General features: G+C 66.6%; 20 protein-coding genes and 1 pseudogene. 9 read left to right on the top strand and 12 right to left on the bottom strand.

All coding sequences use genetic code 11. The features are described 5' to 3' along the window. Window positions 1–264: 264 nt before the first annotated feature. Genes narI through SM116_RS18200 form a run of 4 tightly spaced genes read right to left on the bottom strand, consistent with a single transcriptional unit; the run spans window position 265 to window position 7,122 of the window. Window positions 265–1,023, bottom strand: a complete 759-nt coding sequence (narI, locus tag SM116_RS18215; protein ID WP_320942381.1) for a respiratory nitrate reductase subunit gamma — start codon at window positions 1,021–1,023, stop codon at window positions 265–267. After that, window positions 1,023–1,712, bottom strand: a complete 690-nt coding sequence (gene narJ / locus SM116_RS18210) for a nitrate reductase molybdenum cofactor assembly chaperone (RefSeq protein WP_320942380.1) — start codon at window positions 1,710–1,712, stop codon at window positions 1,023–1,025. Before narJ ends, narI begins: the two co-directional genes overlap by 1 nt. Then, window positions 1,709–3,364: a nitrate reductase subunit beta gene (gene narH / locus SM116_RS18205; RefSeq protein WP_320942379.1), complete on the bottom strand. Its 1,656-nt coding sequence runs from the start codon at window positions 3,362–3,364 to the stop codon at window positions 1,709–1,711. The genes narJ and narH overlap by 4 nt, the downstream gene beginning before the upstream one ends. Continuing rightward, window positions 3,361–7,122: a nitrate reductase subunit alpha gene (locus SM116_RS18200; RefSeq protein WP_320942378.1), complete on the bottom strand. Its 3,762-nt coding sequence runs from the start codon at window positions 7,120–7,122 to the stop codon at window positions 3,361–3,363. Before SM116_RS18200 ends, narH begins: the two co-directional genes overlap by 4 nt. A gap of 183 nt (window positions 7,123–7,305) precedes the next feature. Between SM116_RS18200 and SM116_RS18195 the strand changes: the two genes are divergently transcribed. Further along, entirely contained in the window at window positions 7,306–8,559 is a 1,254-nt protein-coding gene (locus SM116_RS18195) for an MFS transporter (RefSeq protein WP_320942377.1), read from the top strand. A 618-nt stretch (window positions 8,560–9,177) separates the two neighbouring features. Here SM116_RS18195 and SM116_RS18190 read toward each other — a convergent pair. Genes SM116_RS18190 through SM116_RS18170 form a run of 5 tightly spaced genes read right to left on the bottom strand, consistent with a single transcriptional unit; the run spans window position 9,178 to window position 14,917 of the window. After that, window positions 9,178–10,104: a sugar phosphate isomerase/epimerase family protein gene (locus SM116_RS18190; RefSeq protein WP_320942376.1), complete on the bottom strand. Its 927-nt coding sequence runs from the start codon at window positions 10,102–10,104 to the stop codon at window positions 9,178–9,180. Further along, complete coding sequence (locus tag SM116_RS18185) at window positions 10,101–11,138, bottom strand: ABC transporter ATP-binding protein (RefSeq protein ID WP_320942375.1); 1,038 nt, start codon at window positions 11,136–11,138, stop codon at window positions 10,101–10,103. Before SM116_RS18185 ends, SM116_RS18190 begins: the two co-directional genes overlap by 4 nt. Before the next feature lie 23 nt (window positions 11,139–11,161). Then, entirely contained in the window at window positions 11,162–12,913 is a 1,752-nt protein-coding gene (locus SM116_RS18180; RefSeq protein ID WP_320942374.1) for an ABC transporter permease, read from the bottom strand. Continuing rightward, the gene (locus SM116_RS18175) at window positions 12,910–13,926 is read right to left on the bottom strand and encodes an extracellular solute-binding protein (protein ID WP_320942373.1); all 1,017 of its coding nucleotides are present in this window, start codon (window positions 13,924–13,926) and stop codon (window positions 12,910–12,912) included. The genes SM116_RS18180 and SM116_RS18175 overlap by 4 nt, the downstream gene beginning before the upstream one ends. A 37-nt stretch (window positions 13,927–13,963) precedes the next feature. After that, complete coding sequence (locus tag SM116_RS18170; RefSeq protein WP_320942372.1) at window positions 13,964–14,917, bottom strand: carbohydrate kinase family protein; 954 nt, start codon at window positions 14,915–14,917, stop codon at window positions 13,964–13,966. A 187-nt stretch (window positions 14,918–15,104) separates the two neighbouring features. Here SM116_RS18170 and SM116_RS18165 point away from each other — a divergent pair, with 187 nt between their 5' ends. The 8 genes from SM116_RS18165 to SM116_RS18130 all read left to right on the top strand — a co-directional run bounded on the left by SM116_RS18165 (window position 15,105) and on the right by SM116_RS18130 (window position 24,126). After that, entirely contained in the window at window positions 15,105–15,878 is a 774-nt protein-coding gene (locus SM116_RS18165) for a DeoR/GlpR family DNA-binding transcription regulator (protein ID WP_320942371.1), read from the top strand. Then, window positions 15,875–17,233: a 6-phospho-beta-glucosidase gene (locus SM116_RS18160; protein WP_320944210.1), complete on the top strand. Its 1,359-nt coding sequence runs from the start codon at window positions 15,875–15,877 to the stop codon at window positions 17,231–17,233. The genes SM116_RS18165 and SM116_RS18160 overlap by 4 nt, the downstream gene beginning before the upstream one ends. After that, window positions 17,230–18,024 carry a glucosamine-6-phosphate deaminase gene (locus SM116_RS18155; RefSeq protein WP_320942370.1) on the top strand — a complete coding sequence of 265 codons (795 nt, stop codon included), beginning with the start codon at window positions 17,230–17,232 and terminating at the stop codon, window positions 18,022–18,024. The genes SM116_RS18160 and SM116_RS18155 overlap by 4 nt, the downstream gene beginning before the upstream one ends. Before the next feature lie 138 nt (window positions 18,025–18,162). Continuing rightward, window positions 18,163–19,086, top strand: a complete 924-nt coding sequence (gene iolB, locus SM116_RS18150) for a 5-deoxy-glucuronate isomerase (RefSeq protein ID WP_320942369.1) — start codon at window positions 18,163–18,165, stop codon at window positions 19,084–19,086. Further along, complete coding sequence (iolD, locus tag SM116_RS18145; RefSeq protein WP_320942368.1) at window positions 19,079–21,007, top strand: 3D-(3,5/4)-trihydroxycyclohexane-1,2-dione acylhydrolase (decyclizing); 1,929 nt, start codon at window positions 19,079–19,081, stop codon at window positions 21,005–21,007. Before iolB ends, iolD begins: the two co-directional genes overlap by 8 nt. Beyond that, a complete protein-coding gene (locus SM116_RS18140) occupies window positions 21,004–21,921 on the top strand; it encodes a sugar phosphate isomerase/epimerase family protein (RefSeq protein ID WP_320942367.1) in 918 nt (305 codons plus the stop codon). The genes iolD and SM116_RS18140 overlap by 4 nt, the downstream gene beginning before the upstream one ends. A 17-nt stretch (window positions 21,922–21,938) precedes the next feature. Beyond that, window positions 21,939–22,949, top strand: a complete 1,011-nt coding sequence (gene iolG, locus SM116_RS18135) for an inositol 2-dehydrogenase (RefSeq protein ID WP_320942366.1) — start codon at window positions 21,939–21,941, stop codon at window positions 22,947–22,949. A 94-nt stretch (window positions 22,950–23,043) separates the two neighbouring features. After that, window positions 23,044–24,126, top strand: coding sequence for a transaldolase family protein (locus tag SM116_RS18130; protein WP_320942365.1), 1,083 nt, complete (start codon window positions 23,044–23,046; stop codon window positions 24,124–24,126). 257 nt (window positions 24,127–24,383) lie between these two features. Here the strand turns inward: SM116_RS18130 and SM116_RS18125 are convergent. The 3 genes and pseudogenes from SM116_RS18125 to SM116_RS18115 all read right to left on the bottom strand — a co-directional run. After that, a pseudogene (locus SM116_RS18125) lies at window positions 24,384–24,713 on the bottom strand (tyrosine-type recombinase/integrase); the annotation flags it as partial. 324 nt (window positions 24,714–25,037) lie between these two features. Continuing rightward, window positions 25,038–25,655, bottom strand: coding sequence for a TetR/AcrR family transcriptional regulator (locus SM116_RS18120; RefSeq protein ID WP_320942364.1), 618 nt, complete (start codon window positions 25,653–25,655; stop codon window positions 25,038–25,040). An 8-nt stretch (window positions 25,656–25,663) separates the two neighbouring features. Next, window positions 25,664–26,845 carry an FAD-binding domain gene (locus SM116_RS18115; RefSeq protein WP_320942363.1) on the bottom strand — a complete coding sequence of 394 codons (1,182 nt, stop codon included), beginning with the start codon at window positions 26,843–26,845 and terminating at the stop codon, window positions 25,664–25,666. Between the last annotated feature and the right edge of the window lie 47 nt (window positions 26,846–26,892).

Below are 26,892 nucleotides of genomic sequence, written 5' to 3'. Positions count from 1 at the left end.
CCGCGTGAAATCAACGAAGTGGCCGCGAGCGCTATCCAACTCGCCGCTCTGCAGAAGAGTTCAAGTCCCACCGTCCCCGCCACCGATGGGCTGCGATCTGTCGCGGGTTCCGATGTCGTGTCGGGGAGGTTTGAGCCGACGCCGGCACTGATGTCGCTCCTCGTCTTGCCGATCGCCTCAGGATCCGTGGACCACCCGACGCGCAAGACCCGGCCATCTGCGAGCACGATGTCGGGCGCGACGGCGACGTCCTCGCGTGGAGGGTCAGGGACGGCGGAGCCGCTTCGGGTCGGGAGCCTGCACGGGCTGCCATCCGCGGCGAACTGGGCGCGTGCCGGTGCGCCGGTCGCGCGAGCGATAGACGATATACGGCCGGAACAGATACCAGACCGGCGCCGAGAACACGTGGATGAGCCGGGTGAACGGCCAGAGGATGAACAGCAGCGTCGCCGAGACCGCGTGCAGTTGGAACAGCAGGGGCACGCCGACCATGAGCTGCGGCTCGGGATGGAACAGCAGGATGCTGCGCACCCACGGCGACACCGTCTCGCGGTACTCGTAGCCGGGCCCGAAGATCTGGGTCGCCATTGTCGCCAGAGCCCCGAAGAGGATCGTTGCACCGAGGAAGACGTACATCACCTTGTCCATGACGGTCGTCGCGAGGAAGACCGGCCCGACCGTGCGGCGGCGATAGATCAGGATGCCGAGGCCGACGATCGTCATGATCGCGGCGATCGTTCCGAGACCCACCGCGGCGAGGTGGTAAAGCCATTCCGGGACGCCCATCGCGGCGATCCACTCCATGGGGACGAGGAGCCCGACGACGTGCCCGGCGAGCACGAGCAGGATGCCGTAGTGGAACAGGGGTCCGCCCCACCGCAGCAGACGGTTCTCGTAGGTCTCGCTGGAGCGCGAGGTCCAGCCGAATTGGTCGTAGCGGTACCGCCACACGGCGCCTGCGATGAAGATCACCATCGCCACGTAGGGCAGGATGCCCCACAGCAGGAGGCTCAGCGTGTCCATCAGCCCTCCCGAACCATCTCGGGCCGCACCGGGAATGGCGGCAGCGTGTCGATCCCGACGGTCTCGGTGGGCGGGCCGTCGTTGATCAGGCGCAAGTAACGCTCGCGGGTGCGCTCGTCGATCGGCGGGAGCGAGAGCGTGACCGCACGGACGACGGCGCTCCAGGGGCTGTCCTGCGATTCGAGCGCGTAGCGCAGCACCTCGACGCCCTCACGGTGGGCGGAGAGGATGCCCGCGGCGATCGGCGAGTCGGACGAGGCGGACAGCTCGAGCACGGCGGGGAGGTAGTCGGGTAGCTCGTCGGCCTCGAACTCCCAGCCAGCGGCGCGGTACGCGTCGAGGAACGCGACGAGCGCGGCGCCGCGGCGGCGCGTGTCGCCGGTCGCGTAGTAGGTCAGGTAGAGGCTGCACCTGCGCTTCAGATCGAAGGTCGCGACGTACTGCGCCTGCCAGGCTCGGGGGCCCGTGGCGGCCGCTGCATCCATGAATCCGTCGAAGAGCTGCGCCATGCGGTGCGGGAGGGTGGCGACGTGTGCGCGCAGCACCGGCAGGCGGGAGAACCAGGCGTCGTCGGGGTAGTCGAGGAGGAGGGATGCGACCATGTGCGCGGTCGCGCGCTGCTCGCGCCGCAGTGACAGAGAGGGTAGTGGATCGGGCATCATCCGCTGCGGCGTGACGCGGCCGATCACGACTCGTCCTCCGCGCCGGAATCGCCCCGCGGCGGGAACAGGCCGTCGGGGCTGCCGTTGCCATCCCAGTTCAGGAGGTTGACGCGGCCCGCGGTGCTCGGGCGGTCAGCCGTCTGCCGGGTCTGCAACGCGTGGAAGTTCTCGACCGCGACCGGCATCGGCTGGCCGCTGGAGGTGCCGAAGCGGCCGGGGCCGTACATCCCGGGGCCGCCGTCGTAATCGAGCGAGCATGCGAGCTCCTCGAGCTGCTGAGCCTGCTCGGCGTGCGCGGCGGGGATCACGTAGCGGTCGTCGTACTTCGCGATGGCGAGCAGACGGTACATCTCCTCGACCTCGGCGCCCGTCATTCCGATCGCGGCCGGGATCCGCTCGTCACGCTCGTCGTCGAGGTTGATGCCACGCATGTACGAGCGCATCGCGGCGAGAGTGCGGAGGGACTTGTCGACGGGCTTCGTGTCGCCCGCCGTGAAGAGCTCCGCGAGGTAGCCGATCGGGATGCGCAGCTTGTCGATCGCGGCGAAGAGCGTGCGTGCATCTTCGCCGTCGTTGCCCGACCCGGTGACCACGTCGACGACGGGTGAGAGCGGCGGGATGTACCAGACCATCGGCATCGTCCGGTACTCAGGGTGGAGGGGGAGTGCGATCCGGTAGTCGTGGATGAGTCGCCAGATCGGGCTGCGTTGCGCGGCCTCGATCCAGTCCTCGGGGATGCCGTCGCGCCGCGCCGCGGCGATGACCTCGGGGTCGTGCGGGTCGAGGAGTACGTTCCGCTGAGCGTCGAGGAGGTCCTTTTCGTCCGCCACTGCGGCCGCCTCCGCAACACGGTCGACGTCGTACAGGACGAGCCCGAGGTACCGCAGCCGTCCGACGCACGTCTCGGAGCACACCGTCGGCAGCCCGACCTCGATGCGCGGATAACACAGGGTGCACTTCTCGGCCTTGCCGGTCTTGTGGTTGAAGTAGACCTTCTTGTAAGGGCAGCCCGACACGCACATGCGCCAGCCGCGGCAGCGGTCCTGGTCGACGAGCACGATGCCGTCCTCGGCGCGCTTGTACATCGCGCCGGACGGGCAGGATGCGACGCACGACGGGTTGAGGCAGTGCTCGCAGATCCGGGGCAGGTAGAACATGAAGGCCTGCTCGAAGTCGGCCTGCACGTGCTCGCTCATCTTCTGCAGGATCGGGTCCTTCTCCATCGTCGCGGCCGATCCGCCGAGGTCGTCGTCCCAGTTGGCCGACCAGGTGATCTTCATGTCCTCGCCGGTGAGGAGGCTCTTCGGGCGTGCGACCGGGATCTGCGTGCTCTCGGGCGCGTTCAGCAGCATGTCGTAGTCGTACGTCCAGGGCTCGTAGTAGTCCTGGATCTCGGGCAGCTTCGGGTTGGAGAAGATGTTCGCGAGCTTGTTGAGCCGGCCGCCGGCGCGGAGCTTGAGGCGGCCGTTCTTCTTCCGCACCCAGCCGCCTTGCCATCGCTCCTGGTCCTCATACGCGCGCGGATAGCCCTGCCCGGGCCGGGTCTCGACGTTGTTGAACCACACGTATTCCATGCCCGTGCGATTCGTCCACGCCTGCTTGCACGTGACGCTGCAGGTGTGGCATCCGATGCACTTGTCGAGATTCATGACCATCGACATCTGCGCCATGACCTTCATCGGTACTGCACCTCCTGGCTGCGGCGGCGGATGGTGGTGATCTCGTCGCGCTGGTTTCCGGTGGGGCCGAGATAGTTGAACGCGAACGAGAGCTGGGCATACCCGCCGATCAGATGGCTGGGCTTGAGCAGGATGCGGGTGAGCGAATTGTGGATGCCGCCGCGCATGCCGCTCGTCTCGGTGATCGGCACGTCGATCGTGCGGTCCTTCGCGTGGTACATGTAGACCGTGCCCTCGGGCATCCGATGGGACACGATCGCGCGGGCGACCACGACGCCGTTGCGGTTGTACGCCTCGATCCACTCGTTGTCGACGACCCCGATCTTGCCCGCGTCCTGCGGGCTCATCCAGATCGTCGGGCCGCCGCGCGAGAGCGACAGCATGAAGAGGTTGTCCTGGTACTCGGAGTGGATCGACCACTTCGAGTGCGGCGTGAGATAGCGCACTGCGACCTCTGTCTGTCCCGGGGAGCCGGGGCCGGCGATGCGGCGCGTGTCGCCCGGAACCGGGTCGGCGAACAGTCGGTGCAGATCGAGCGGCGGGCGGTAGATCGGCAGATTCTCGCCGAGCTCCTCCATCCAGTCGTGGTCGAGGTAGAAGTGCTGACGCCCCGTGAGCGTGTGCCACGGCTTCAGGTTCTCCACGTTGACGGCGAACGCGGTGTAACGCCGGCCGCCGTGCTCGGAGCCCGACCATTCGGGCGAGGTGATGACGCTCCGCGGCTGCACCTGCACGTCGTGGAAGGTCAGGCGCGTGCCCTCGTGCTCCTCGGCGAGATAGGCGAGCTCCTGGCCCGTCTTCTGTTCGAGCTCACGGAAGCCTTGGACCGCGAGCCGGCCGTTGCTCGTGCCGGACAGGGCGAGGATCAGCTCGCACGCGCGCTCGTCGCTGTCGAGCCGCACGCGCCCGGCCGCGACGCCCGCCCGTGGGTCGTCCGGGAAGACGCCGTTCACCCGGCCGAGGAGCTTCAGTTCGGGTTCGGCGTGGAACGTCACGCCCTTCGTCGTGAGCCCGAGCTTCTCCGTGAGCGGGCCGAGAGAGCGCCATTTGTCGACGAGCGCAGGGTAGTCGCGCTCGACGACGATGAGCTTCGGCATCGTCACGCCCGGGACCGCGGGCGCGCCGTCGACGACCCGCCCGTGCGGGGTGGCCATCGCATCCGGGGTGTCATGCAGGAGGGGAGCTGCGACGAGATCGCGCCGCACGCCGAGATGGATGCGGGCGAACTCGCTGAAGCGCTGGGCGAGCAGGCCGAACATGTCGAAGTCGGTGCGCGTCTGCCAAGGGGTGTCGATCGCGGGCGTGAATGCGTGGATGAACGGATGCATGTCCGTCGACGACAGGTCGTGCTTCTCATACCAGGTGGCGGCGGGCAGCACGATGTCGCTGAACAGCGTGGTGCTCGTCATCCGGAAGTCGGCGGTGAGGAGCAGGTCGAGCTTGCCGTTCGGGGCGTCGTCGCGCCAGCGGAGGGTCTTCGGCCGTGCCGACGGGCGCGTCTCGGGTGCGCGGATCGCGGCGTCCGTGCCGAGCAGGTGCTTCAGGAAGTACTCGTTGCCCTTGCCCGACGAGCCGAGGATGTTCGCGCGCCACACCGTGACGATCCGGGGGAAGTTCTCTGGGGCGTCGGGGTCCTCGGCCGCGTAGTGCAGCGATCCGTCGGCGAGCGCGTCGACGACGTACTGCGCCGGCTCCTTGCCGGCCGCGTCGGCCTCGTCGCACAGATCGAGCGGATTGCGGTCGAAGGTCGGGTAGCTCGGCATCCATCCGCGCTTCGCGGACTCGACCAGGCAGTCCGCAGTCGTCCGGTCCGCGAACCGGCCGCGTGCGAGAGGCGAGGCGAGCTGATCCGCGGGCAGGCCGTCGTAACGCCACTGGTCCGTGGCGAGGTACCAGAACGCCGTGCCGATCATCTGCCGCCCCGGGCGGCTCCAGTCAGCCGCCGTCGAGTACTGCGAATAGCCGGTCAGCGGCCGCACCTTCTCTTGGCCGACGTAGTGCGCCCAGCCACCACCGTTGACACCCTGGCATCCCGTCATCGTGGTGAGCGCGAGGAACGTGCGGTAGATCGTGTCGGAGTGGAACCAGTGGTTCGTGCCCGCGCCCATGATGATCATCGACCGGCCGCCGCTGCGCTCCGCATTGTCCGCGAACTCGCGCGCGATCCGCGTCGCTTGCGCGGCCGGCACGGAGGTGATCTCCTCCTGCCACGCGGGCGTTCCCGGGGTCGACGCATCCTGGTAGCCCACCGGCCACTCGCCCGGCAGCCCCTCGCGGGCGACGCCGTACTGGGCGAGCAGCAGGTCGAACACCGTCGTCACGATGCGTCCCCCGACGGCCATCGTCGGCACCCCGCGCACGACGACGCCCGAGCCGCCCTCGTGCTCGTGCCCGGGTTCGGGCGTAACGTCGAACCTCGGCAGCGAGATCGCGGCTGAGGCGCCGCTCCACCCGGGCACGTCGGCGATTGAGAGCGGGGGCACGGCGCCGCCGAGATCGAGGTTCCATCGACCCTCGTCCTCCGGCGAGAAGCGGTGGCCGAGGCTGCCGCCCGGCACGAGCGGCGTGCCGTCGGCATCCAGTAGCACCGGCTTGAAGTCCGCATGCGTCTCTGCCGCCGCCGCGCCGCCCAGGTCGCTCGCGGTCACGAACTTGCCCGGCACGAGGACGCCCTCGCGATCCTCGAGCGTCACGAGGTAGGGAGAGTCGGTATAGCGGCGCAGGTAGTCCTCGAAGCGCGGTGTGCGGCGGCGCACCAAGTGCTCGGTGAGGATGACATGCCCCATCGCGAACGCGAGGGCGCCGTCGGTACCGGGATGCGGGGCCACCCACTCGTCCGCGAACTTCGTGTTGTCGGTGTAGTCCGGTGAGACGGTGACGACCTTCGTGCCGCGATAGCGCGCCTCGGCCATGAAGTGCGCGTCCGGCGTGCGCGTCACCGGCACATTCGAGCCCCACATCATCAGGTAGCTTGCGTTCCACCAGTCCGCGGACTCGGGCACGTCGGTCTGGTCGCCGAACACCTGCGGGCTCGCGACTGGAAGGTCCGCGTACCAGTCGTAGAACGACAGCATCACGCCGCCGAGCAGGCTCATGAACCGCGCGCCGGCGCCGTGCGAGACCATCGACATGGCGGGGATGGGTGAGAACCCGGCGATCCGGTCCGGTCCGTAGTACTTCACGGTGTGGACATGCGCGGCGGCAGCGATCTCGATCGCCTCGTCCCACGTCGCGCGCACGAGCCCGCCCTTGCCGCGCTGCCGTCGGTACGCGACCGAGGCCTCGGGGTCGGCCATGAGCGAGCCCCACGCGTCGACGGGGTCGGGATGCTCCTGCTTCGCGCGCCGGTACGACTCGAGCAGCGTTCCTCTGATGTAGGGGTAGCGCACGCGGGTCGGCGAGTACGTGTACCAGCTGAAGGCCGCACCTCGCGGGCAGCCGCGCGGTTCGTATTCGGGCGAATCGGGCCCGACGGAGGGGTAGTCGGTCTGCTGCACCTCCCACGTGATGATGCCGTCCTTGACGTACACCTTCCACGAGCAGGAGCCCGTGCAGTTCACCCCGTGCGTCGAGCGCACGACCTTGTCGTGCGACCAGCGGTCGCGGTAGAACACGTCCCCAGACCGTCCGCCCTCGAGGAACAACGTCCGCAGATCTGGGGAGACCTCGCGCGGCCGCAGGAACCGGCGCATCGAGACCAGCGCGTCGGCCAAAGCGCCGTCGGTGGAGGGATGGATATCGCTGTCGCGCGGTGTCATGTGCGGTCCTTCGATTCGCCTGATCACAGCCTCGTGATGTCACGCCGTCCTCGCGCCAGTATCCACCGTGAGTATTCATCTGTCAGGAGCCCCGGACGAATTCGGCGAAAATGCCTGCCGCTCGGTACCTACTGTCCGCTAGCGTCATGGTCGACAGGCGGTTGCTCGAAGACGGGACGAGCCATGCACACGATGAATCAGGCGGATCAGGCGGGCCGGGCGGAACCGACGACGGATGCGGGTTCGCTCCGGGGCGGACTCGCGCAGGTGATATTGGCGACGTTCGCGTCGACGGTCGGGTTCTGGGCGTGGATGCTGATCGCGCCGCTGCAGAAGACCTACGCCACCGAGATGGGACTCAACGAGGGACAGATCTCCCTCATGCTCGCAACGCCCGTGCTCGTGGGCGCCCTCGGACGCATCCTGGTCGGCGCGTACACCGACCGCTTCGGCGGTCGCAAGATGTTCGCGGGCGTGCTGCTCGCGGCCGTGCCGGCTGTGTTGATCGTGATGTTCGCCGGGATCATCCGCAGCTTCCCGCTGCTGCTCGTCGGCGGCTTCCTGCTCGGCATCGCCGGCACCATCTTCGCGGCCGGCATCCCGTTCTCCAGCGCCTGGTTCCCGCCCGCCCGACGAGGCTTCGCGAACGGAGTGTTCGGCATGGGGATGATCGGCACCGCGGTGTCGGCCTTCGCCACCCCTCGGCTCGTCATCAGCATCGGATACGTCCCGACGCATCTCCTGGTCGCCGGGGTCATGATCGCCATGGCGGTGCTGGTGTGGTTCCTCATGAAAGACTCACCCGCCTGGCGATCGAGCCACGAGCCACTCGTGCCGAAAGTCCGCGGCGCCCTGAAGCTGCCGGTCACGTGGGAGATGGCATTCCTCTACGGCATCGTCTTCGGAGGCTTCGTCGCCTTCTCGACCTTCCTGCCGAAATACCTCACGACGATCTACCCGAACGAAGTCGACCCGGTCGGCGCCGGCACCCGCACCGCGCTGTTCGCTGCGGCCGCCGTCATCGCGCGCCCGATCGGAGGCGTGCTCGCAGACTGGCTCGGCCCCAAGGTCATCTCCCTCGTCTCACTCGCCGGCATCGTCTCACTCGCCTACGTCGTCGGGCAGCAACCACCAGAAGGAATCGTCACCGGCACGACGTTCCTTCTGATGGCCGCGGCCATGGGTCTCGGCATGGGCGCCGTGTTCGCATGGGTCGGCCCGTCGACCCCGTCCGACAAGGTCGGCGCCGTCACCGGCGTCGTCGCCGCGGCCGGTGGGCTCGGCGGCTACTTCCCTCCGCTCGTGATGGGTCTCACCTACAACCCGCAAACGAACTCCTACGCGCTCGGGCTGTGGCTCCTCGTCATCGTCGGCGCCATCGCACTCGTCGTCGCCGGGATGCTACGGGACGCCCGAGCCCCCAAGGCCGCGCGCTAGGGGTCCTCAGCCGCACGTGCCGGCTGACTTGGAGACGGGAAGTCGATTATCGGGCTGCTCCGCCGCAGGACCCCCTGCGGTCACGTGCGCGATGAGGATACGTGAACTGCCGCAGTGGATCACCGCGACCTGTCGCTCAGCCGCGGCGCCCGAGAGGCTGATTTGAGAGACAACCCTCGATCCGCGGCCCCCTCATCAGCGAGAAGCTCTGGCCCCCGCGGGCACGAAGTACGTCGGCAATGGCAACGGCCGCGGACCGCGTCAGACACTCGCGACTGTCACCGATCTCCTGACAGACGAAGTGTCACCGATGTCTTGCGTCATCACACTGCACATCCGTGGATCCGCGCCGTTCGTGAGCAATCCAGTGGGCAAACGGGATCGGCTCGAGTCGTGCAACGGCGCGCCCGCGAGGGCGGGCTATGACTTGGCGGGACGCCCTACTTCTACGCCCTGCCGGCTCTTGACTTCAGCAGGAAATTGCCGTGTCCACACGCGCGAAGCCGACTGAAACGGCTCTGAGTAAGCGGCCGCTGATGCCACGCGATGTCGCTGAGCCGATCCCTGGCCTCAAGGCGCAACTGCTCGCGAAGACCATACGTTCACGGCGCCTTGACGCTACCGGACAATCCCAGCGCCATCCTGGTGGAGATTGAGAAGCCCTCTTGCGGCCTGTGCGATCTCCGGGAACAAGGAAGCGAGGCGGTACTCGATCTCCATCATCCAAATGCCGTCATAGTCGGCGAAGAGAGGGAGGATCTCGGGCCAGGCGATGCTGCCCCATCCCATCGGGAGGTGGAGATCGCCGAGTCCGAGCGGAAAGTCGCGATTGTATATCCCGGTCTGCTCCAGCACGGCGAAGTTGTCGTGCGCGTGAACGTGCTTCAGGTAGGGGAGGACGGTGCGACATTCGTCGGCGAAGTCCCACCCGTAGGCCTCCGACGTGAGGTGCAGATGCCCGAAGTCGAGCGTGATCCCCACGTTGTCCAACTCGATCTGCCGCACGTGGTCGACGATGTCAGCGGGGCGGAGTCCGTAGGTGATGGCGCTCGGGTCAGTCCAAGCATTGTTCTCTACACCGATATCGACACCGCTTCGAGCCGCGCGTTCGCCGAGTGTTCTGAGTGTGTCACGGTCGCGGAGCAGCAGTTCCTGCGCATCGCGATCGTTGATCGTGCGATGGGCTGATTCCGGCTGTCGCCAGGAACTGTGATAAACCACGACCTCGGCACCGATCGTGTCAGCGAAGTCGAGGCCGGCTTCGAAGATCCGCGTGAACGGTTCCCCGTACTTCGGGTCCATCAAGTTGAGGGTGTAGGGGAGATGGATCGAGAATCTCAGTCCGCTGCGGCGCAGGACGTCGTGAACGCGGCGGACTCGGCTTGGCTGAAGCCGCCCTCCGACCACGACGTCCAGTCCGTGGAGGATCAGCTCAGCGTGACTGCAGCCGGCATCCGCGATCTCTCCGAGATGACGCCCGAGGATTTCGTCATCACCGTTGATCATGTCGGCATTTGTGCTGATTCCGAGCCCTGCCAGTTTCATGCGGCGTCCTTGGCATCGAACAGGTGGTACCGGGCGACGGTGAAGTCCGTGACGTGACCGCTCGCAGCGAGCGGCGGCAGGTCGGCCAGGAACGTCTTACCGCCGGGCAGCTGAAGTTCGCCGAGCGAATAGCTGCCACGGAAACCGCTGGAGACGATCGTCGCGCGATGGGAGCCTGCGGTTGCCCTCTCAGAGACGCGGACGTCTTCGGGGCGGAAGCAGAGCACAGCCGGTCCATCCTCGCGGCCAGCAGCGTCCAGTCGGAGGTCCCGGTCTGCGGTGTTGAAGATGCCGTTCTCGACGACACCGGTCATCCGGTTGTTGCGTCCGACGAATCGCGCGACCGTTTCGTTGTGCGGATCCCGGTACACACCCGCCGGGGTGTCGACCTGGAGGACCTCGCCCCCGGACATGACAGCGATGCGGTCGGAGAGTTCCAGAGCCTCCTCCTGATCGTGGGTCACGTAGATCGACGTGATGTTCAGGCTGCGCTGGATGTCTTTGATCTCGCGGCGCATCTTGACGCGGAGCTGAGCGTCGAGGTTGCTGAGCGGCTCATCGAAGAGGAGGACGCGTGGTCGGAAGACGAGCGCGCGGGCGATCGCCACGCGCTGCTGCTGGCCGCCGCTGAGCTCACCCGGGTAGCGGTTCGCGACGTGGCTCATGTCGATCATCGCCAGCGCATCCGCCACACGCTGAGCCCGTTCGTCCTTGCCGACTTTGCGGGTCTTCAGACCGAAGGCCACATTGTCTGCAACGGTCATGTGCGGCCAGAGCGCGTAGTTCTGGAAGACGAAGCCGATGTTCCGTTTCCATACGTCGACCTTCGTGACGTCTTCGTCTCCGATCAGGATCTGCCCGCTGTCTGCGCGCTCGAATCCAGAGATGCACCGCAGCATGGTGGTCTTGCCGCAGCCGGACGGCCCGAGCAGCGTGAAGAACTCGCCGTCCTCGATCGTGAGGTCGATGCCGCGCAGGACAGGGCTTCCGCCGAATGACTTAACGAGATCGCGGATGGTGATGTCAGCGCTCACTGTGGGTGCTCCTTCGCTCTTGGTCACAGCCGGATGTTCTTACGAGTGGTCAGGTTGACGGCCAGAAGGATGACGTTCACGCTGACGAGCAACACGACGCCCATGGCCGCGGACAGGCCGAAGTCGGCCCCACTGGACAGGGTGTTGCGATAGATGGCGACGGTCATCGTCTCCCATGGCGGACGATAGAGAATGAGGCTCGAGCTCAGCTCGGTCATCATCTGCAGGAAGGCCAGCGAGGCGCCCGTCAGGACTCCGCCGATCATCAGCCGCATGGTGGTCGTGAGGAAGGCGCGGCCTGGTCCGGCGCCCGCCATGAGGGCCGCCTCCTCGACAGCGGGATGGACCTGCGAGAGCGACGCTTCCGCGCTCTTGATCGCGAACGGGAGTTTACGCACGAACGAGACGATGACCAGGATCATCCATGTGCCGGTGAGGATCAGTGGCGGGTTGTTGAACACCACGACATAACCGAGCGCGAGGACCGTCCCCGGAATAATGTACGGGAGTGTCGTCGTCATGTTCAGGAAGGGCGACACGACCTTCCACCGTTTGCGGACGAGGAGGTAAGAGATCCCCACGCCGAAGATTGAGCACAGGACGGTCGCGATCCCGCCAACCATGAAGCTCACGCCGATCGGTGCCAGGTGGTCGGTGAACAGGCTGCTGTAGTTCTCCAGCGTGAACTGGTTCGACAGGATGCCGTAGTTCCACTTCATGAACGACACGACGATGAGTGTGATGTGTGGTGCGAACGCTGCCATGAGCACCACCGTCGTGTAGAACGCGATCCAGAAACGCGCGAGACGGCCGGCCCGATTGGTTCGTGCACGCTTGGCGCCGAGTGTGGCGAAGGCCCGCTTGGCCAGGATGATGCGCTGCACGGTGAGCGCGACCGAGGACATCAGGATCATCACGAGGCCGGCCGTGGACGCGAGGGAGAGGTTCCCGCCCACCTCACTGACGTACTCGCCGTATACCAGGGTCGGCATTACTGGGAACTCTCCGCCGATGACGGCGGGCGTGCCGAAGTCCGAGAAGGCGGCGAGCATGGCCATGAAGATGCCCGTGATGATGCCGGGGACGGCAAGGGGGATCTCGACCTTGAGAAGGGTGCGGATGCGGTGCGAGCCTGCCGAGCGTGCGGCGTCGACCAGGCTCGGGTCTTGGTTTGAGAATCCTTCGAACGAGAGGAGGAAGACAAGCGGGAAGACGAGCCAGGTGACCACCCAGATGACGCCGACCGGTCCCACGATCTGCAGATCGAGGTCGACGTGGAACAGGCTCATCACGACGTTGTGGACGACCCCGAAACGGCCGAGAAGTATCAGCCACGCGTATGCACCGAGGAACGGCGGCGAGGCGGTGGCGAGTGTGACAAGGGTGAGGGCAACGGTCTTGCCGTTGAAGTCGTAGCGCGCGAAGAGGAACGCGAGCGGAACGGCGAGCAGAGTTGCGATCGCGCTCGTGGAGAACACGACGAGCAGGCTGTTCCAGATCGCCGACGTGTAGCGGGAGGACGAGAAGAACTCGATGATCGCGTCAAGTCCCCAGCCCGTCGGGGTGCGGAATGCGGTCGCCACGGTGTTGACCTGCGGGACGATGATGAAGATCACCCCGATGACCATGCACAGGAGGGCGAAGATGAGCCAGGGGCTGCGGGTGACCGCGTCCTTGATGGGCGACTTTCGAGGCGGGGTTGCGCGGGGCACCCCGGATGGGGCAGCCGCTGGCTGCCCCATCCGGGTGTCGACCTCGAGGGTCTGGATCGTCACTTGCGCGCCTCGGCCACCGTGTCAGTGAACTTGGTGGCGACGTCCTCGGTCGCGATCTTGCTGGTGTCGATGAGCTTGAAGGTCGAGATCTTGGCGAGTCCGGCCGGCGTCGGCGAACCGTTGAGCGTGGAACGACGGAGGATCTTGTTCACGGTGACCTCCCCGCCCGACTTGGAGGTGAGGAAGTCCACGAAGTGCTTTGCGTTTGCGAGGTCCTTTGATCCCTTGATGATTCCGAAGGCGTCGAGGGCGTTGGTGGTCCCGTCCTTGGGGAAGATCATCTTGACCGGGACGCCTGCCTGCTCCCACTTCGTGCCCAGATCCTCGTTGATGAATCCGACGGGCTGGGTGCCGCCCTTGACCGCGTCGAACATGGCGTCCGAACCGGGGAGAACTGTCAGGTTGGGGGCGAGGTCGCTGATGTAGTTCCAACCGTGCGCGGCGACCATGCCGCGGACGATCGACTGGCCCGTGCCCGACTTCGTCGGGTCCGCGAACGCGATCTTGCCTCCTGACCACTTGGAGCTCGTCAGATCGGCCAGTGTCTTGGGCCAGGAGGACTTGTCCGGGAGGAGCTGCGTGTTCACCAGGATGGCCTGCGGCATGATGTCCCAGCCGTGCCACAGGTTCTGCGGGTCTTGCTGCACCTCGCCGGCGTCGCCCTTGGACTTATACGCCTGGAACAGCTGCGGTGCAGAGGAGAACGAGGCGGGCGAGGCGCCGAGGAAGATGTCTCCGCCGGGGTTGTTGGCTTCGGCCGTGATGCGTGCGAGCAGCTCGCCGGACCCGGCGTTCACGATCTGCACGTGGATGTCGGGGTACTGCTTCGCGAAGGCCGCGAGGAGCGGAGTTGTCACCTCCGGCCCGCTTCCTGTGTAGATGACCAGGTTGCCGCTGGCGGCCGCGGCGCTCGACGACTTCGTCGGGGCGGCGCTGTTGCCGGAACAGGCCGTAAGGCCAGCGATAAGCACGAGACCTGCCGCGAATGCGGACACGAGTCGCTTCTTGTTCATTGGGGTCCCTTCGTTGGGTGGATAGTGGTGAGGGGAATCAGATGAGTACGGGATCGATCGAGGAGAGCTCATCCGCGCCGATGCGGTGCGCGAACTCGACGATCTCTGTCCACGTGGGCGCGCTCGTCGCTCCGCCGAGTCGCGTCACCGAGATGGATGCGGCGAGCGATGCGATGAGAAGCTGGGTGCGCAGATCGATGTTCCAGCTGGCCGCCGTGACGAGGGCGCCCGTGAAGACGTCTCCCGCCCCGGTGGGGTCGCGTGACTCGACGACCGCGGCCGGCAACTCGACGAAGACGTCGTTAGCAGAGTCCACTGCAACGACTCCTCTCTTGCCCATGGTGACGATCGCGAGTGGGACGAAGTTCGCCAGCCATTTGACGGCGGCGCGGGGATCGTGCAGGCGCGAGTACCTGGCCGCTTCGAGTTCGTTCGGGATGAAGACGTCCACGTCGGTGAGCAGTGCACTCAGGTCGAGGTCCCACTTGCCCGTGCCGTCCCAGCCGACACCGCCGTACACCCGTGCGCCTGCAGCGCGCTGGTCCGCGACCCATGTGGGCACGCCAGCTTCGCTCAGGCTGACCTGAACAGCTGCGTAGCGCGTCTGCGCGGAGGGGACAGGAAGGTCGGGAAGTCGCTCCTCGTAGGTGATGAATGACCGGTCGTGGGCGCCGCTCACCGCGACGCTGACCGGTGACTGGGCACCCCGCACCACAACGACGGAGGATGTGTCCAGTCGCGGCTCGTCCTGCAGCACCCGGTGGGTGTATGCACCGAGCGGATCATCTCCCAGCCGGCTGAACAGCACGGCCGAGCCTCCGGTGCGCGCCGATGCCACGGCCCGCGTGGCGACGCCGCCCGGCGCGATGCGGAAGCCCGACGCCCAGGACTCTTCGCCCACGCCGGGTAGTTCGGCTCCGCTGAACACCAGGTCGCAGTAGGTGTCCCCGGCGAACACGAAGGAGCCCACGGGGCTGTGCGGGATTGTCAACACTGCACTCCTTCGTGATCGATGATGATCGGCTTCGTCGCAGGTCGCGCAACAGAGCGCGAACTTGAGCAAGAGTGAGCATAAGTCGCGCATCGATGTCGCGCAAGTTGGAGATCTGTAAACAAGTGTTTGAGAAGGATTGGAGAAAGGTGACGTAGTTTGCGCGACTTTGAGTTACGCTGGGTGCATGCTTCTACGTCAACGCCAGGACAGCATCCTGTCCGCACTGCAGGCAGACGGCGCCGCCTCTGTGAGAGACCTCGCGCAGATTCTGAATGTCAGCGAATCCACCATCCGCCGCGATCTGGAGATCCTGGACAAGAATGGGGAGCTGACGCGAACCTACGGCGGTGCCGTCGTGCGCCCGCGGGCAACGGTCGAAGACGGTGAGTCACTCGATGAGGGACATTACGCGGCGGAAGCTGACGTACACCTGAAAGAGGCGATCGCCGATGCGGCGGCCGGCCTGGTATCGGACGGTCAGGTCGTCCTTCTCGACATCGGTACCACGACCCCGCTGATCGCGCGACGCCTGCGAGGGCGTGACGTCACGGTCATTACGTCGAGCCTTGCCGTCTTCGATGAGTTGCGTGACGATGACGCGGTCCGGCTCCTTCTGCTCGGGGGGGTCGTGCGACGCAATTACCGCACTCTCGTCGGATCGCTCACTGAACTCGCGCTCACGCAGGTGAGCGCGGACGTCCTCTTTCTCAGCTGTACGGGCGTGCGCTCCAGCGGACACGTTGTGGACAACATGGCGGTGGAGGCGCCGATCAAGCAGTCCATGATCGCTGCGAGCGACAGAGTCGTTCTGCTCGCAAGTGAGAAGAAGTTCCCGGGAACAGGTGCTCTTCGCCTGTGCTCGATCACCGACATCGACGTCATGATCACGACGGCGGGGGCACCTGAGGAACTCATCGAGATGTGCCGGAATTCCGGCGGAGAGGTAGTCATCGCATGAAGTTGTGCATCCTGGGCGGAGGCGGGTTCCGCACGCCCTACATCTATCAGGCGCTCCTGCATGACCTCGGCACGCCCCGGGTGGAACATGTCGTCCTCTACGACGTCGATGAAGAGCGGCTCATCGCGATGGTGCGCATCCTCGAGGAGTTCGCCGAGGGTGTCGCGAACGCACCGACGGTGACCGCGACGACTGAGCTCACTGCCGCGCTCGAAGCAAGCGATTTCATCTTCTCGGCGATTCGTGTCGGCGGCCTGGAGGGGCGACGCTGCGACGAGCATGTGGCGCTCGACCTGGGCGTCCTCGGACAAGAGACCACCGGGCCCGGTGGGCTCGCATATGCGCTCCGCACACTCCCCGTGATGCTGGACATCGCGCAGCGCGTCAAAGATGTCGCGCCGTCCGCATACGTTCTCAACTTCTCGAATCCCGCCGGCATCATCACGGAAGCCATGCAGGGCGTGCTCGGGGACCGGGTACTGGGCATCTGCGATACGCCGTCTGGGCTTGGACGGCGCGCGGCGAGTCTTCTCGGTCTTGACCATAACCGGGTCGAGATCGACTACATCGGGCTCAACCACCTGGGTTGGATGCGCGGCCTGATCTTCGACGGCGTCGACCGGCTCCCTGAGCTGATCGCGAACGACGTGCTCTTGGCAGGGCTCGAGGAGGGCCAGATCTTCGGCGCGGAGTGGATCCGTGCACTCGGGCTCATCCCCAATGAGTACCTGTACTACTACTACTACAACCGCGACGCGGTTCGGGCGATCGCTCAGTCGGGGAAGACGCGCGGTGATTTCCTCGCTGCGACCCAGACCGAGTTCTACGATCGCGTCGGCGAGATGTCGGCAGGTCGTTCGGATCTGTGGTGGTCCACGGTCGACCGACGCAGTGCAAGCTACATGGCCGAGGCGACCGGGGGAACTCAGGACTCACCTGTCGCGCATAAGCAATACGAACCCGACCCCTCGCATCAGGGCTATGCCGGCGTGGCATTGGCCGTCATGAACGCGATAGCCCGAAACGAACGGCACACGATGATCCTCAATGTCCGCAACCGCGGCGCGATCTCGGGCCTTCCGGACGACGCGGTCGTAGAGATTCCAGCGATGGTCGACGCCAACGGCGTGCACCCGCTGTCCGTCACGGCGCCTACCCTCCACCAGCTCGGGCTGATGTCACAGATCAAGCAGGTCGAACGAGGAATCATCGCGGCCGCGACCTCCGGCTCACGCGAACAGGCGGTCACCGCATTCGCGCTTCACCCGCTTGTCGACAGCGTCACCGTGGCGCGCTCGCTCGTCGACGGCTACATCGACGCGATCCCCGAGGTCGCGGCGGTCCTCACGCGATGAGGCTGGTTGTTCTCGACGACGAGGTCGAGGTCGGTGCCGCGGCCGCCCGCGAGGTCGCGTCAGCGCTTCAGGCGCTGACTGTCGGAGCGCGCGTCTTGGGCGTCGCGACGGGGTCCTCGCCTGCGCCGCTTTACCGTGCGCTCACCGAACTGGCCAGCAATGGAAGTTTCTCAGACCTGCGTGTGTGTGCGCTCGACGAGTATCTCGGGGTTCGCGCGGACGATCCCCGCAGCTATCACGCAACGATCGACCGCGAGGTGGTCGGGCCGCTCGGGCTCGATCCCGCCAACGTCATGGTGCCGCCGGGAGTGCCGGAGGACGCTGATGCCGCAGCCGTGGAGTACGAACGGTCGATCGAGGCGGTAGGCGGCGTCGACGTCCAGATCGTCGGTGTCGGTGTCAACGGCCATCTCGGCTTCAACGAACCGGGTTCATCTGCTGACTCACGAACTCGTGTTGTCGAGCTCGAATCGAGCACGATCGCCGCGAACAGCCGATTCTTCGCTTCCGCGGCCGAGGTGCCGACCCGGGCTATCACGCAGGGCCTCGCGACTATCTGCTCCGCCCGTCACATCGTGGCCGTCATCACCGGCGAGTCGAAAGCGCAAGCTCTGCGCGACATGATCGTCGGGGAGGTCAGCGTTGACTGTCCCGCGTCGATGCTGCGGACGCATCCCAATGCCACCGTCTTCGCGGACCGCGCCGCCGCGTACGATCTGGCGCGCACCCCACGCGAGCTCTGGGATGAGTCCGTCGTGCACGCCCTTGCCGCCGATGAAGCGATGGTGTGAATCGTTCGCGGACCACCCGCTGCACGGCTTGGACCGCCTCGACACCGGCTTTTACTCAGAACAACTGACAAGACTTGGATGCCGCGACCCGGGACGGCGGGTCGCGGCATCCGATACCACCTCCGCAGAAGGACAGACATGACGGACCAGCGCTGGTTCCACCGCCGCGGCGAGCTCGCCCGCGACGGCTGGGAGAGCGTCGTCGACGGCGCCACCCCGGGGTGGGAGCACACGGGAATCCGCGTCGCCGAGCTCGTCGACGGTGACCACCTCGCCCTCACCGAGACCGGAGTCGAGCGCATCGTCGTGCCCCTTGCCGGGTCATTCTTCGTGACGCACCACCATCACCCAGGGGAGTGGGAGACGCTTCTTCATGGTCGGGCCTCCGTCTTCGCCGGCGCGACCGACGTGCTGTACCTGCCGTCCGGCACGACGGCGGAGATCCGTGGTCGCGGCCGGGTCGCGGTCGCCGAGGCGCCCACGACCGAGCGCCGGGCCTGGCAGTACATCGCGGCATCCGACACTCCGGTCGAGTTGCGCGGCAAGGGCGCGTCGAGCCGGCAGGTGCACAACTTCGGCACGCCGCAGGCGCTGGATGCGGCGCGCCTGATCGTGTGCGAGGTGATCACGCCGGCCGGGAACTGGTCGTCGTACCCGCCGCACAAGCATGACGAGCACGTCCCGGGTCATGAGTCGCGGCTTGAGGAGATCTACTACTTCGAGACGGCCCCGACGCGGGGGGCCGCAGCATCCGTCGATCCGCATTCCGCTTTCGGCATGTTCAGCGCGTACTCGTCCCCAGCGGGGGAGATCGACGTCAACGCGATGGTCCGCACGGGTGACATCGCCCTCGTGCCGTACGGGTATCACGGGCCCGCCGTGGCTGCCCCTGGGTACGACCTCTACTACCTGAATGTGATGGCCGGGCCCGACCCTGATCGGGCGTGGCTCATCACGGACGACCCCGCCCATGCGTGGGTGCGGGCAAGCTGGGACGAGCAGCGGCTGGACCCGAGACTTCCCTTCACGGGCGACACCAGAAAGGCCGGCGCGAATGGCTGAGACCAAGCGCATGACGGTCAGCCAGGCGCTGATCGAGTTCCTCGCGCACCAGTGGACGGTGGACGGCGACATCCGGGAGCGCACGATCCCCGGCGTGTTCGGCATCTTCGGTCACGGCAACGTGGCGGGCATCGGTCAGGCCCTCAAGCAGGTCAACGTCGAGCAGCCCGACCTGATGCCGTACCACCAGGCGCGCAACGAGCAGGCGATGGTGCACCAGGCCGTCGGCTACGCCCGCATGCACCGCCGCCGCGGCACCTACGCCTCCGCCGCCTCCGTCGGTCCGGGCGCCGCGAACATGCTCACGGCCGCGGCCCTCGCCACGACGAACCGCCTGCCCGCCCTGCTGCTGCCCTCGGACACGTTCGCCACCCGCGTTGCGGACCCGGTGCTGCAGCAGCTGGAGCAGCCGTGGGACATCGGACTGCAGGTCACCGACGCGTTCCGTCCCCTGTCGCGGTTCTTCGACCGCGTGCAGCGGCCCGAGCAGCTGTACTCGATCGCCCTCGCCGCGATGCGCGTGCTCACCGACCCGGTCGAAACCGGTGCCGTCACGATCGCGCTCCCGGAGGACGTGCAGGCCGAGGCGCTGGATGTGCCCATCGAGTTCCTGCAGGACCGCGAGTGGCACATCCGCCGACCGCTGCCCGAGCGCGGGCCGCTCGCCCGCGCGGTCGCCGCGATCCGCGGCGCAGCCAAGCCGTTCATCGTCGCCGGCGGCGGCGTGCTCTACTCAAGCGCTGAGGAGCAGCTGCGCCTTCTCGTCGAGGCCACAGGCATCCCGGTCGGCACGACCCAGGCCGGCGGTGGCGTGCTCGCGTGGGACCACCCGCAGTACCTCGGCGGGGTCGGCGCGACCGGCACCCTCGCCGCGAACCGCCTCGCCGCGGAGGCCGATGTGGTCATCGGCATCGGCACGCGGTACAGCGACTTCACCACCGCATCCCGCACCGCGTTCCAGAACCCGCACGTCACCTTCGTCAACATCAACGTCGCATCGTTCGACGCCTACAAGCACGGCTCGCAGCTGCCGGTGATCGCTGACGCGCGCGAGGCGCTCGCCGAACTGGCCATCAAGCTTGAGGGCTTCGAGGTATCGAGGGACCTCTCCGAGCGCATCGCCCGCGAGAAGGCCGAGTGGGATGCGGCGGTCGACGACGCGTTCGCGCCCTCTGGGCTCGCATTGCCTGGGCAGCCGGAGATCATCGGCGCCGTGCAGTCATCCAGCGCACCGGAGGACGTGATCGTGCAGGCGGCCGGCTCGCTGCCCGGCGACCTGCACAAGCTGTGGCGGGTGCGTGACCCGCTCGGGTACCACGTCGAGTACGCGTTCTCGTGCATGGGCTACGAGATCGCCGGCGGCCTCGGCGCCAAGCGGGGCCTGCTCGCCGACGGCGACGATCGCGACGTGATCGTGATGGTCGGCGACGGCTCGTACCTCATGCTCAACACCGAGCTCGTCACCGCGGTCGCCGAGCGCATCAAGCTCATCGTCATCCTGATCCAGAACCACGGCTTCGCCTCGATCGGCCACCTGTCCGAGACCGTCGGATCGGAGCGGTTCGGCACCTGGTACCGCGAGTACGACGGCGCGGCGCGCAACTTCCAGGGTGAGAAGGTCCTGCCCGTCGACCTCGCCATGAATGCCCGCAGCCACGGGCTCGACGTCATCGAGGTCCAGCCGGGCGCCGCCGCGATCGACGACCTCAAGGCGGCCGTCGCGACCGCCAAGGCCTCGGACCGGTCCACGTTCATCCACATCAACAGCGACCCGCTGATCTACGCGCCCGACGGCGCCGGCTGGTGGGACGTCCCGGTGCCCCAGGTCTCCACCCTCGCATCCACCCAGCGGGCGCGCGACGAGTACGAGCGGCTGCGTACTGCACAGCGGCCGCTCCTCGGCGACGGGGTCGACCGATGAAGGCGTCTGTCGCAGGAGCACCCGTCAGCTTCGGCGTCTTCGAGATGACCCCCGAGGGAGCCGACATCGTCTCACCCGACGACATGCTCGAGATCCTCGCACAGGCCGGTTATGTCGGCGTCGACCTCGGCCCCCTCGGTTACCTCGGTCGAGGGAGGAAACTTGCCCACCGACTCGACCGCTTCGATCTCGACCTCGCGGGGGGATGGGTGCAACTGCCGTTCACCGATGACGACGCCTTCGAGGCGGCGCTGCCCACGCTTCGAGAGGCACTCGCCGTCTTCTCCGATGCGGCATCCAGAGGGCCGTCCCGACTGCCGTTGCCGACCCTCGCCGACGACGGCTCAGCGGTGAGGCGCGCGCACCCAGGGCGGGGTGGCGAGCTCGATCCGCTGCCGGGACCGGCATGGGCGAGACTGGCCGCGAACGCGGAGCGAGCTGCTGCATTGGTGCGTGCGTCGGGATTCGAGCCCACGTTCCATCATCACGCCGGCACCTTCGTCGAGTCGCCCGAGGAGATCGACCGGTTCCTCGCGAACGTGGACATCGACCTCACACTCGACACCGGACACCTCTTCATCGCCGGTGGAGATCCCGTCGATTTCGTCAGGCGCTGGGGAAGCCGGATCAACCATCTGCACCTCAAAGACGTCGATCTCGGAGAACTGCGACGAGTGTTGAACGCCGGGGGAGGAATGCCCGAAGTGTGGTCATCAGGCGCGTTCGTCGCATTCGGCAAAGGCGATATCGACCTTGCAGGGGTCATGGCCGCCGTCGCCGATCAGGGCTACGACGGATGGATCGTCGTGGAACAGGACGTCCTCAACGGTCCTGGTGTTGCCATCGACCGATTCCGTGCCCAGCGTGCCGCAGACCAGCGCACCAACCGCGACGCACTGGCCCCATGGGCCTGACCAGAGAAGGATCGACCGTGACTGAACGCCCCCTCCGCTTCGGCCTCATCGGCAGCGGCCGCATCGGGCAGGTGCATGCTGCCAGCATCGCGGCCGAGCCCGATGCCGAGCTTGCCTGGGTTGCCGACCCATTCGTCGACGGCGCGCGGGCCGTCGCAGCTATTTACGGAGGCACCGCCACCGACAATGCCGATGAGGTCTTCGCCTCCGGACAGGTCGACGCCATTCTGATCGCGTCGCCGACGCCGACACACGTCGACCTCATCGCCCAGGCGGTGGACGCCCGCATCCCGGTGCTCTGCGAGAAGCCCATCGACCTCGACATCTCCCGAGTCGATGCCCTGCGGCCCCGGGTTCTGGAGTCGGGAGTCCCCGTCGCGCTCGGGTTCAACCGCCGGTTCGACCCTGGCTTTTCGAGCGCCCGTGCGAGAGTCGCTGCCGGCGAGATCGGCGCGCTCGAGCAGCTGACAATCATCAGTCGCGATCCGTCGGCACCGCCGGCGTCGTATGTGGCCGTGTCGGGGGGAATCTTCCGCGACATGACCATCCACGACTTCGACATGGCCAGGTTCTTCGTCGACGACATCATCGAGGTGACGGCGACAGGAACGAGTACCTTCGACGCCGGCGCGCGCGAGCACGGCGACTTTGACACGGCGGTCACGACCCTCCGCGGCGCATCCGGGACCATCGTCACAATCATCAACTCGCGCCACAGCGCCGTCGGCTATGACCAGCGAATCGAAGCGTTCGGCGCGCACGGCACCCTGAGCGTTTCGAACATGCCCACCAGCTTGGTGAGCCTGTCCACCGCGACAAGCGTCGAGGGCAAGCCTCCGTACGAGCCGTTCTTCCTTGAGCGGTACTCCGTCGCATATCGGGCAGAGCTGCGCGAGTTCATCAACCTTGTGCGTGGTCGGCAGTCGACGAGTCCGACGTTCGAAGACGGCCGTGCGGCCCTGCTGCTCGCGGATGCTGCGCAACGATCGGCGACCGAACGCATCGTCGTGACGGTCGACCTGGGCTGAAGAGCGTCACACATGCCCCTCGTTCAGTGGCCAGAGAAGACCGGATCTGCCGGGCACAGATGCCTCGACATATCCCTGATAGGAAGAACTCGAAATGCATTCGATTGAACTCACCCACCTCGCACCGCTCGCACGTGCGGCCGCTGAAACGGCGACATCCTTGTGGAACGACTCTGCCGACCCCGACGAGTTGCGCCGCTCGATCGAGTTCGGAGCAGTTGGCGCAACATGCAACCCCGTGATCGCCCTCACCGCGATTCGCAATCACCCCGACGTATGGAGGCCGCGACTTCGCGAGCTCGCCGATGAGCACCCGACGTGGGGCGAGTCGCAGCTCGGATGGGAGGCGGTGAAGGAGCTCTCGATCGGGGCGGCCCAGCTTCTCGAGCCGGCGTTCGTGGCGAGCGGCGGGCGAGACGGCCGACTCTCAATCCAGACAGATCCACGCTTGCACCGCGATGCCGCGGCCCTGGTCGCCCAAGCCGTTGAGTTCTCGCAACTCGCCGAGAACATCATCGTGAAGATCCCCGCGACCGCCACCGGAATCGCCGCAATGGAGGAAGCTGCGTACCGCGGCGTCAGCATCAACGCGACCCTCAGCTTCTCGGTGCCGCAGGCGGTTACCGTCGGCGCCGCACTCGAGCGCGCCCTCGACCGGCGCGCTGCCGACGGGCTTCCTGATCGAGAGTTCGGCCACGTCGTCACAATCATGGGCGGGCGACTCGACGACTGGCTCAAGAAATGGACCGTCGACAACCGCATCCTCACCAGACCCGGAGTCCTGGATTGGGCCGGCCTCGCCGCACTCAAGCGTGCCTATGCGGTGTTCCAGGAGCGCGGCTACCGCAGCCGCATCCTCTCCGCCGCATTCCGCAACTCCCTGCAGTGGTCGGAGCTCGTGGGCGGCGATCTCGTAGTGTCTCCTCCGTTCGATTGGCAGGCGCGCATCAACGAGAACCGGATCCCCGCAGAGAACCGCATTGACGTGCCCGTCCCGCCGGACATCCTCGAGGAGCTATGTTCGCTTTCCGAGTTCCGTCGGGCATACGAGATCGATGGCATGTCGGTGGAGGAGTTCGAGCAGTTCGGTGCAGCACGCAACACGTTGCGTCAGTTCCTTGAGGCCGACGCACAGCTGGATGCGCTGGTTCGCGATGTTTTGATACCGGCGGCGTGAACCGCTTCGGCCGCGCGGAGACACCGCAGTCCTGAGCATTCACGGTGCGGGCGTCGCGTGGGAACGAAGTGGGAAAGAATGAAACGAAATGTGATCGGCTGAGCACTGTGCAACCTGATCCAACGTGAACCGCATGGCCCGCGAACCCGCGTGAAATCAACGAAGTAGTGGCGAACGCTATCCAACTCGTTGTTCTGCAGAAGAGTTCAAATCCCACCGTCACCGCCAACGCGCGAGGCCCCGACATCCCAGTCGTTTCAAGGGATGGCGGGGCCTTCGTCGTTCCACCCAGGGGTCTCGTGGGAAAGAATTGGGAAAGAACTTCCTGAACCGCCCGTCGCGATGGCCCTCCGTCGCGAAGCTTCCAGCGCCAGTGAAACGGTGTCGAGATCGTCTTCAAAGAGGTCGGCGTACGTGTCGAGCGTCATCGCCGCTGAAGCGTGCCCGAGCATTCGCTGCACGGCCTTCACATTCGCCCAGGAGCTGATCGCGAGGCTTGCCGTCGTATGGCGAAGATCGTGCGGCGTCACCAGGGGGAACCGGGCATCTCTTCTTTGGCACCGGCGCACCGCCGCCGCGAACCAGCCATCCTTCGAATTGGGAAGTATGAGATGCGTCGTCGCGCCGCCGAATGCGCGGATGACGACCACCGACGGCACCCAGTACTCCTTCGGCATGAACCAGCTCCCCGGCCTCTCGTCGGGCAGGGCGGCCGCAAACTCCGCATGGACGGTCGTGGTATACGGGTATGACGCAGGTGAGCCCTGCCACGCTTCCACGTTCGCCACATCCGCATGCACCCCGCATATGCAGCCGCCCTGGACGTCGCTGGCGGGGCGCTCGTCGCTGCCCACGATGTCGAAGAACTCGGGAATCCACGGCTCATGGACCCCGAGTCGGGGGATCGCTGTCTAGGCCGAGAGGGCGCGACGCATCATGTCGATGAGCGCATGGATCGCTTCGCCGAGTTCAGTCTCGGCGAAGGGGCGGATGATGAGCCAGGTATCCATTGCCTGCCCCATGCCGAGCGCGATCGCGATGAGGAAGTCTGCCGGCAGGTCGGTGCGTATCGCGCCGATCCGCTGCCCGGCGGCGACCGTCTGCTCCAGCCAGGGCAGGGTGGCCTGCTCGGCGTTGCGTTGCGCCTCACGCAGGGCCGGGGATGCGGCTCCGGTCAGCCAGTCGCGCAGCAGAACCCCTGTCTCCGGGGTCTCGGTCATGAGCACCATGAGGCGCATGTAGGTCTGTTCGATCGCTGCCCAGAAGCCTTCAGGGTCCGCGGCGTCGGGCACCGGGACCGGGCCGCTGTGCTCGAACAGCCGCTCGAGCTGACGGCGGATGACGTCGGCGTAGAGGTCCTCTTTGCCGTCGAAGTAGTAGTACATCGCACCCTTCGAGAGACCGGTCGCCGCGATGATCCGGTTCAGGGATGCCCCGCCGTATCCGTGGCCGGCAAACTCCTCCAGCGCGGCATCCAGCAACGCCTGTTGCTGCGCGACAGGGAGCCGGTGGAATCGGGGACGAGCCATGCAGACATTCAACCCGCCGGCGGTGGCGGAAGCACGATCGGATCGCGCAGGCTCCGCCCGACCGCGAGGTTCGCCACCATCGGGATGTTCATGAGGCCGACCACGACGTTGCGCAGCAGCACCTGCGCGCGGTTGCGTGGCGCGAACGCGGACCCCATGCCGATCGCGGCATCCTGCTTGGCCCGCACGATCCCCTGCAGCTGTCCCTGGTATGCGTCGAACGCCGCTCGGTGGTCGCCGTCCGCCAAGTGCAGCGCGCAAGCGAGGACGTACGCTTCCACCATCGCCAGTGCCGAGCCCTGCCCGGCCAGCAGCGACGGGGCAGCTGCGGCGTCACCGACGAGCGCGACGCGGCCGCGTGACCACGACGGCAGGAGGATCTGGCTCGCCCGGTCCATGAAGAACGTGCGCGCCTGCGGCACCTGCTCCAGGATCGCCGGCACCTCCCAGCCCACGTTTCCGACGCGCTCGCGCAGCAGCTGCTGCTGCGCGGCCACGTCGTCCTGCGGCGTGTCGCCGTCGTGGCGGAACATGAAGCAGAACATGGTGGAGTCGTCGCGCAGCCCGATCCGCAGCGTCAGCGAACCCACGACGGTGTGCGTGACCGCGATGAGCTCGTCGCGCGGACGGTACCCCTCGAGATCGAACGCCGCGACGGTGATCCCGAGATCGCGCTCGAACTCGCTCTCCGGCCCGAAGACCAGCGTCCGTACCCGGGAATGCAGGCCGTCTGCCCCGATCACGAGGTCGAACTCCCGAGCGGCGCCATGGGCGAACTCGACCAGCACCCGGTCGCCGTCGTCGTGAAGCGACTGCACGGTGTCGTCGAAGACGGTCTCCACCTCGCCCTCCAGCGCGTCCCAGATCGCGGCGGCCAGGTCGGAGCGCAGGAGCGTGACGTATCCGCCGCCGTAGCCGTCGATCAACCGGAGGGGGTCGAAGTGGGCGATCCGCCGGCCGTTGTCGGATACCTCGCGTGCCTCGCGGAAGCGATAGCCCTCTTGCCGCAGCCGGGGTGCCAGCCCCATGCGTTCGGCGACCTGGAACCCGGAGCCCCAGAAGTCCACCGCGTAGCCCCCGCGCCGCAGCCCCGGCGCGTGTTCGACGATGACAGGCTCGTGCCCCATTCGGTGCAGCCAGTACGCGAGCGTGGGGCCGGCGATGCCCGCACCGACGATCAGAATCTTCATGTCGACCTTCCTTCAGACCAGTGGTCGAACCGGTGGTCTCATTGTGT

It is taken from the genome of Microbacterium rhizosphaerae (assembly GCF_034120055.1).
GTDB classification, from domain to species: domain Bacteria; phylum Actinomycetota; class Actinomycetes; order Actinomycetales; family Microbacteriaceae; genus Microbacterium; species Microbacterium rhizosphaerae.
The sequence above is the reverse complement of the archived record's forward strand: the minus strand, read 5'-3'. Positions and strand labels throughout refer to the sequence as shown.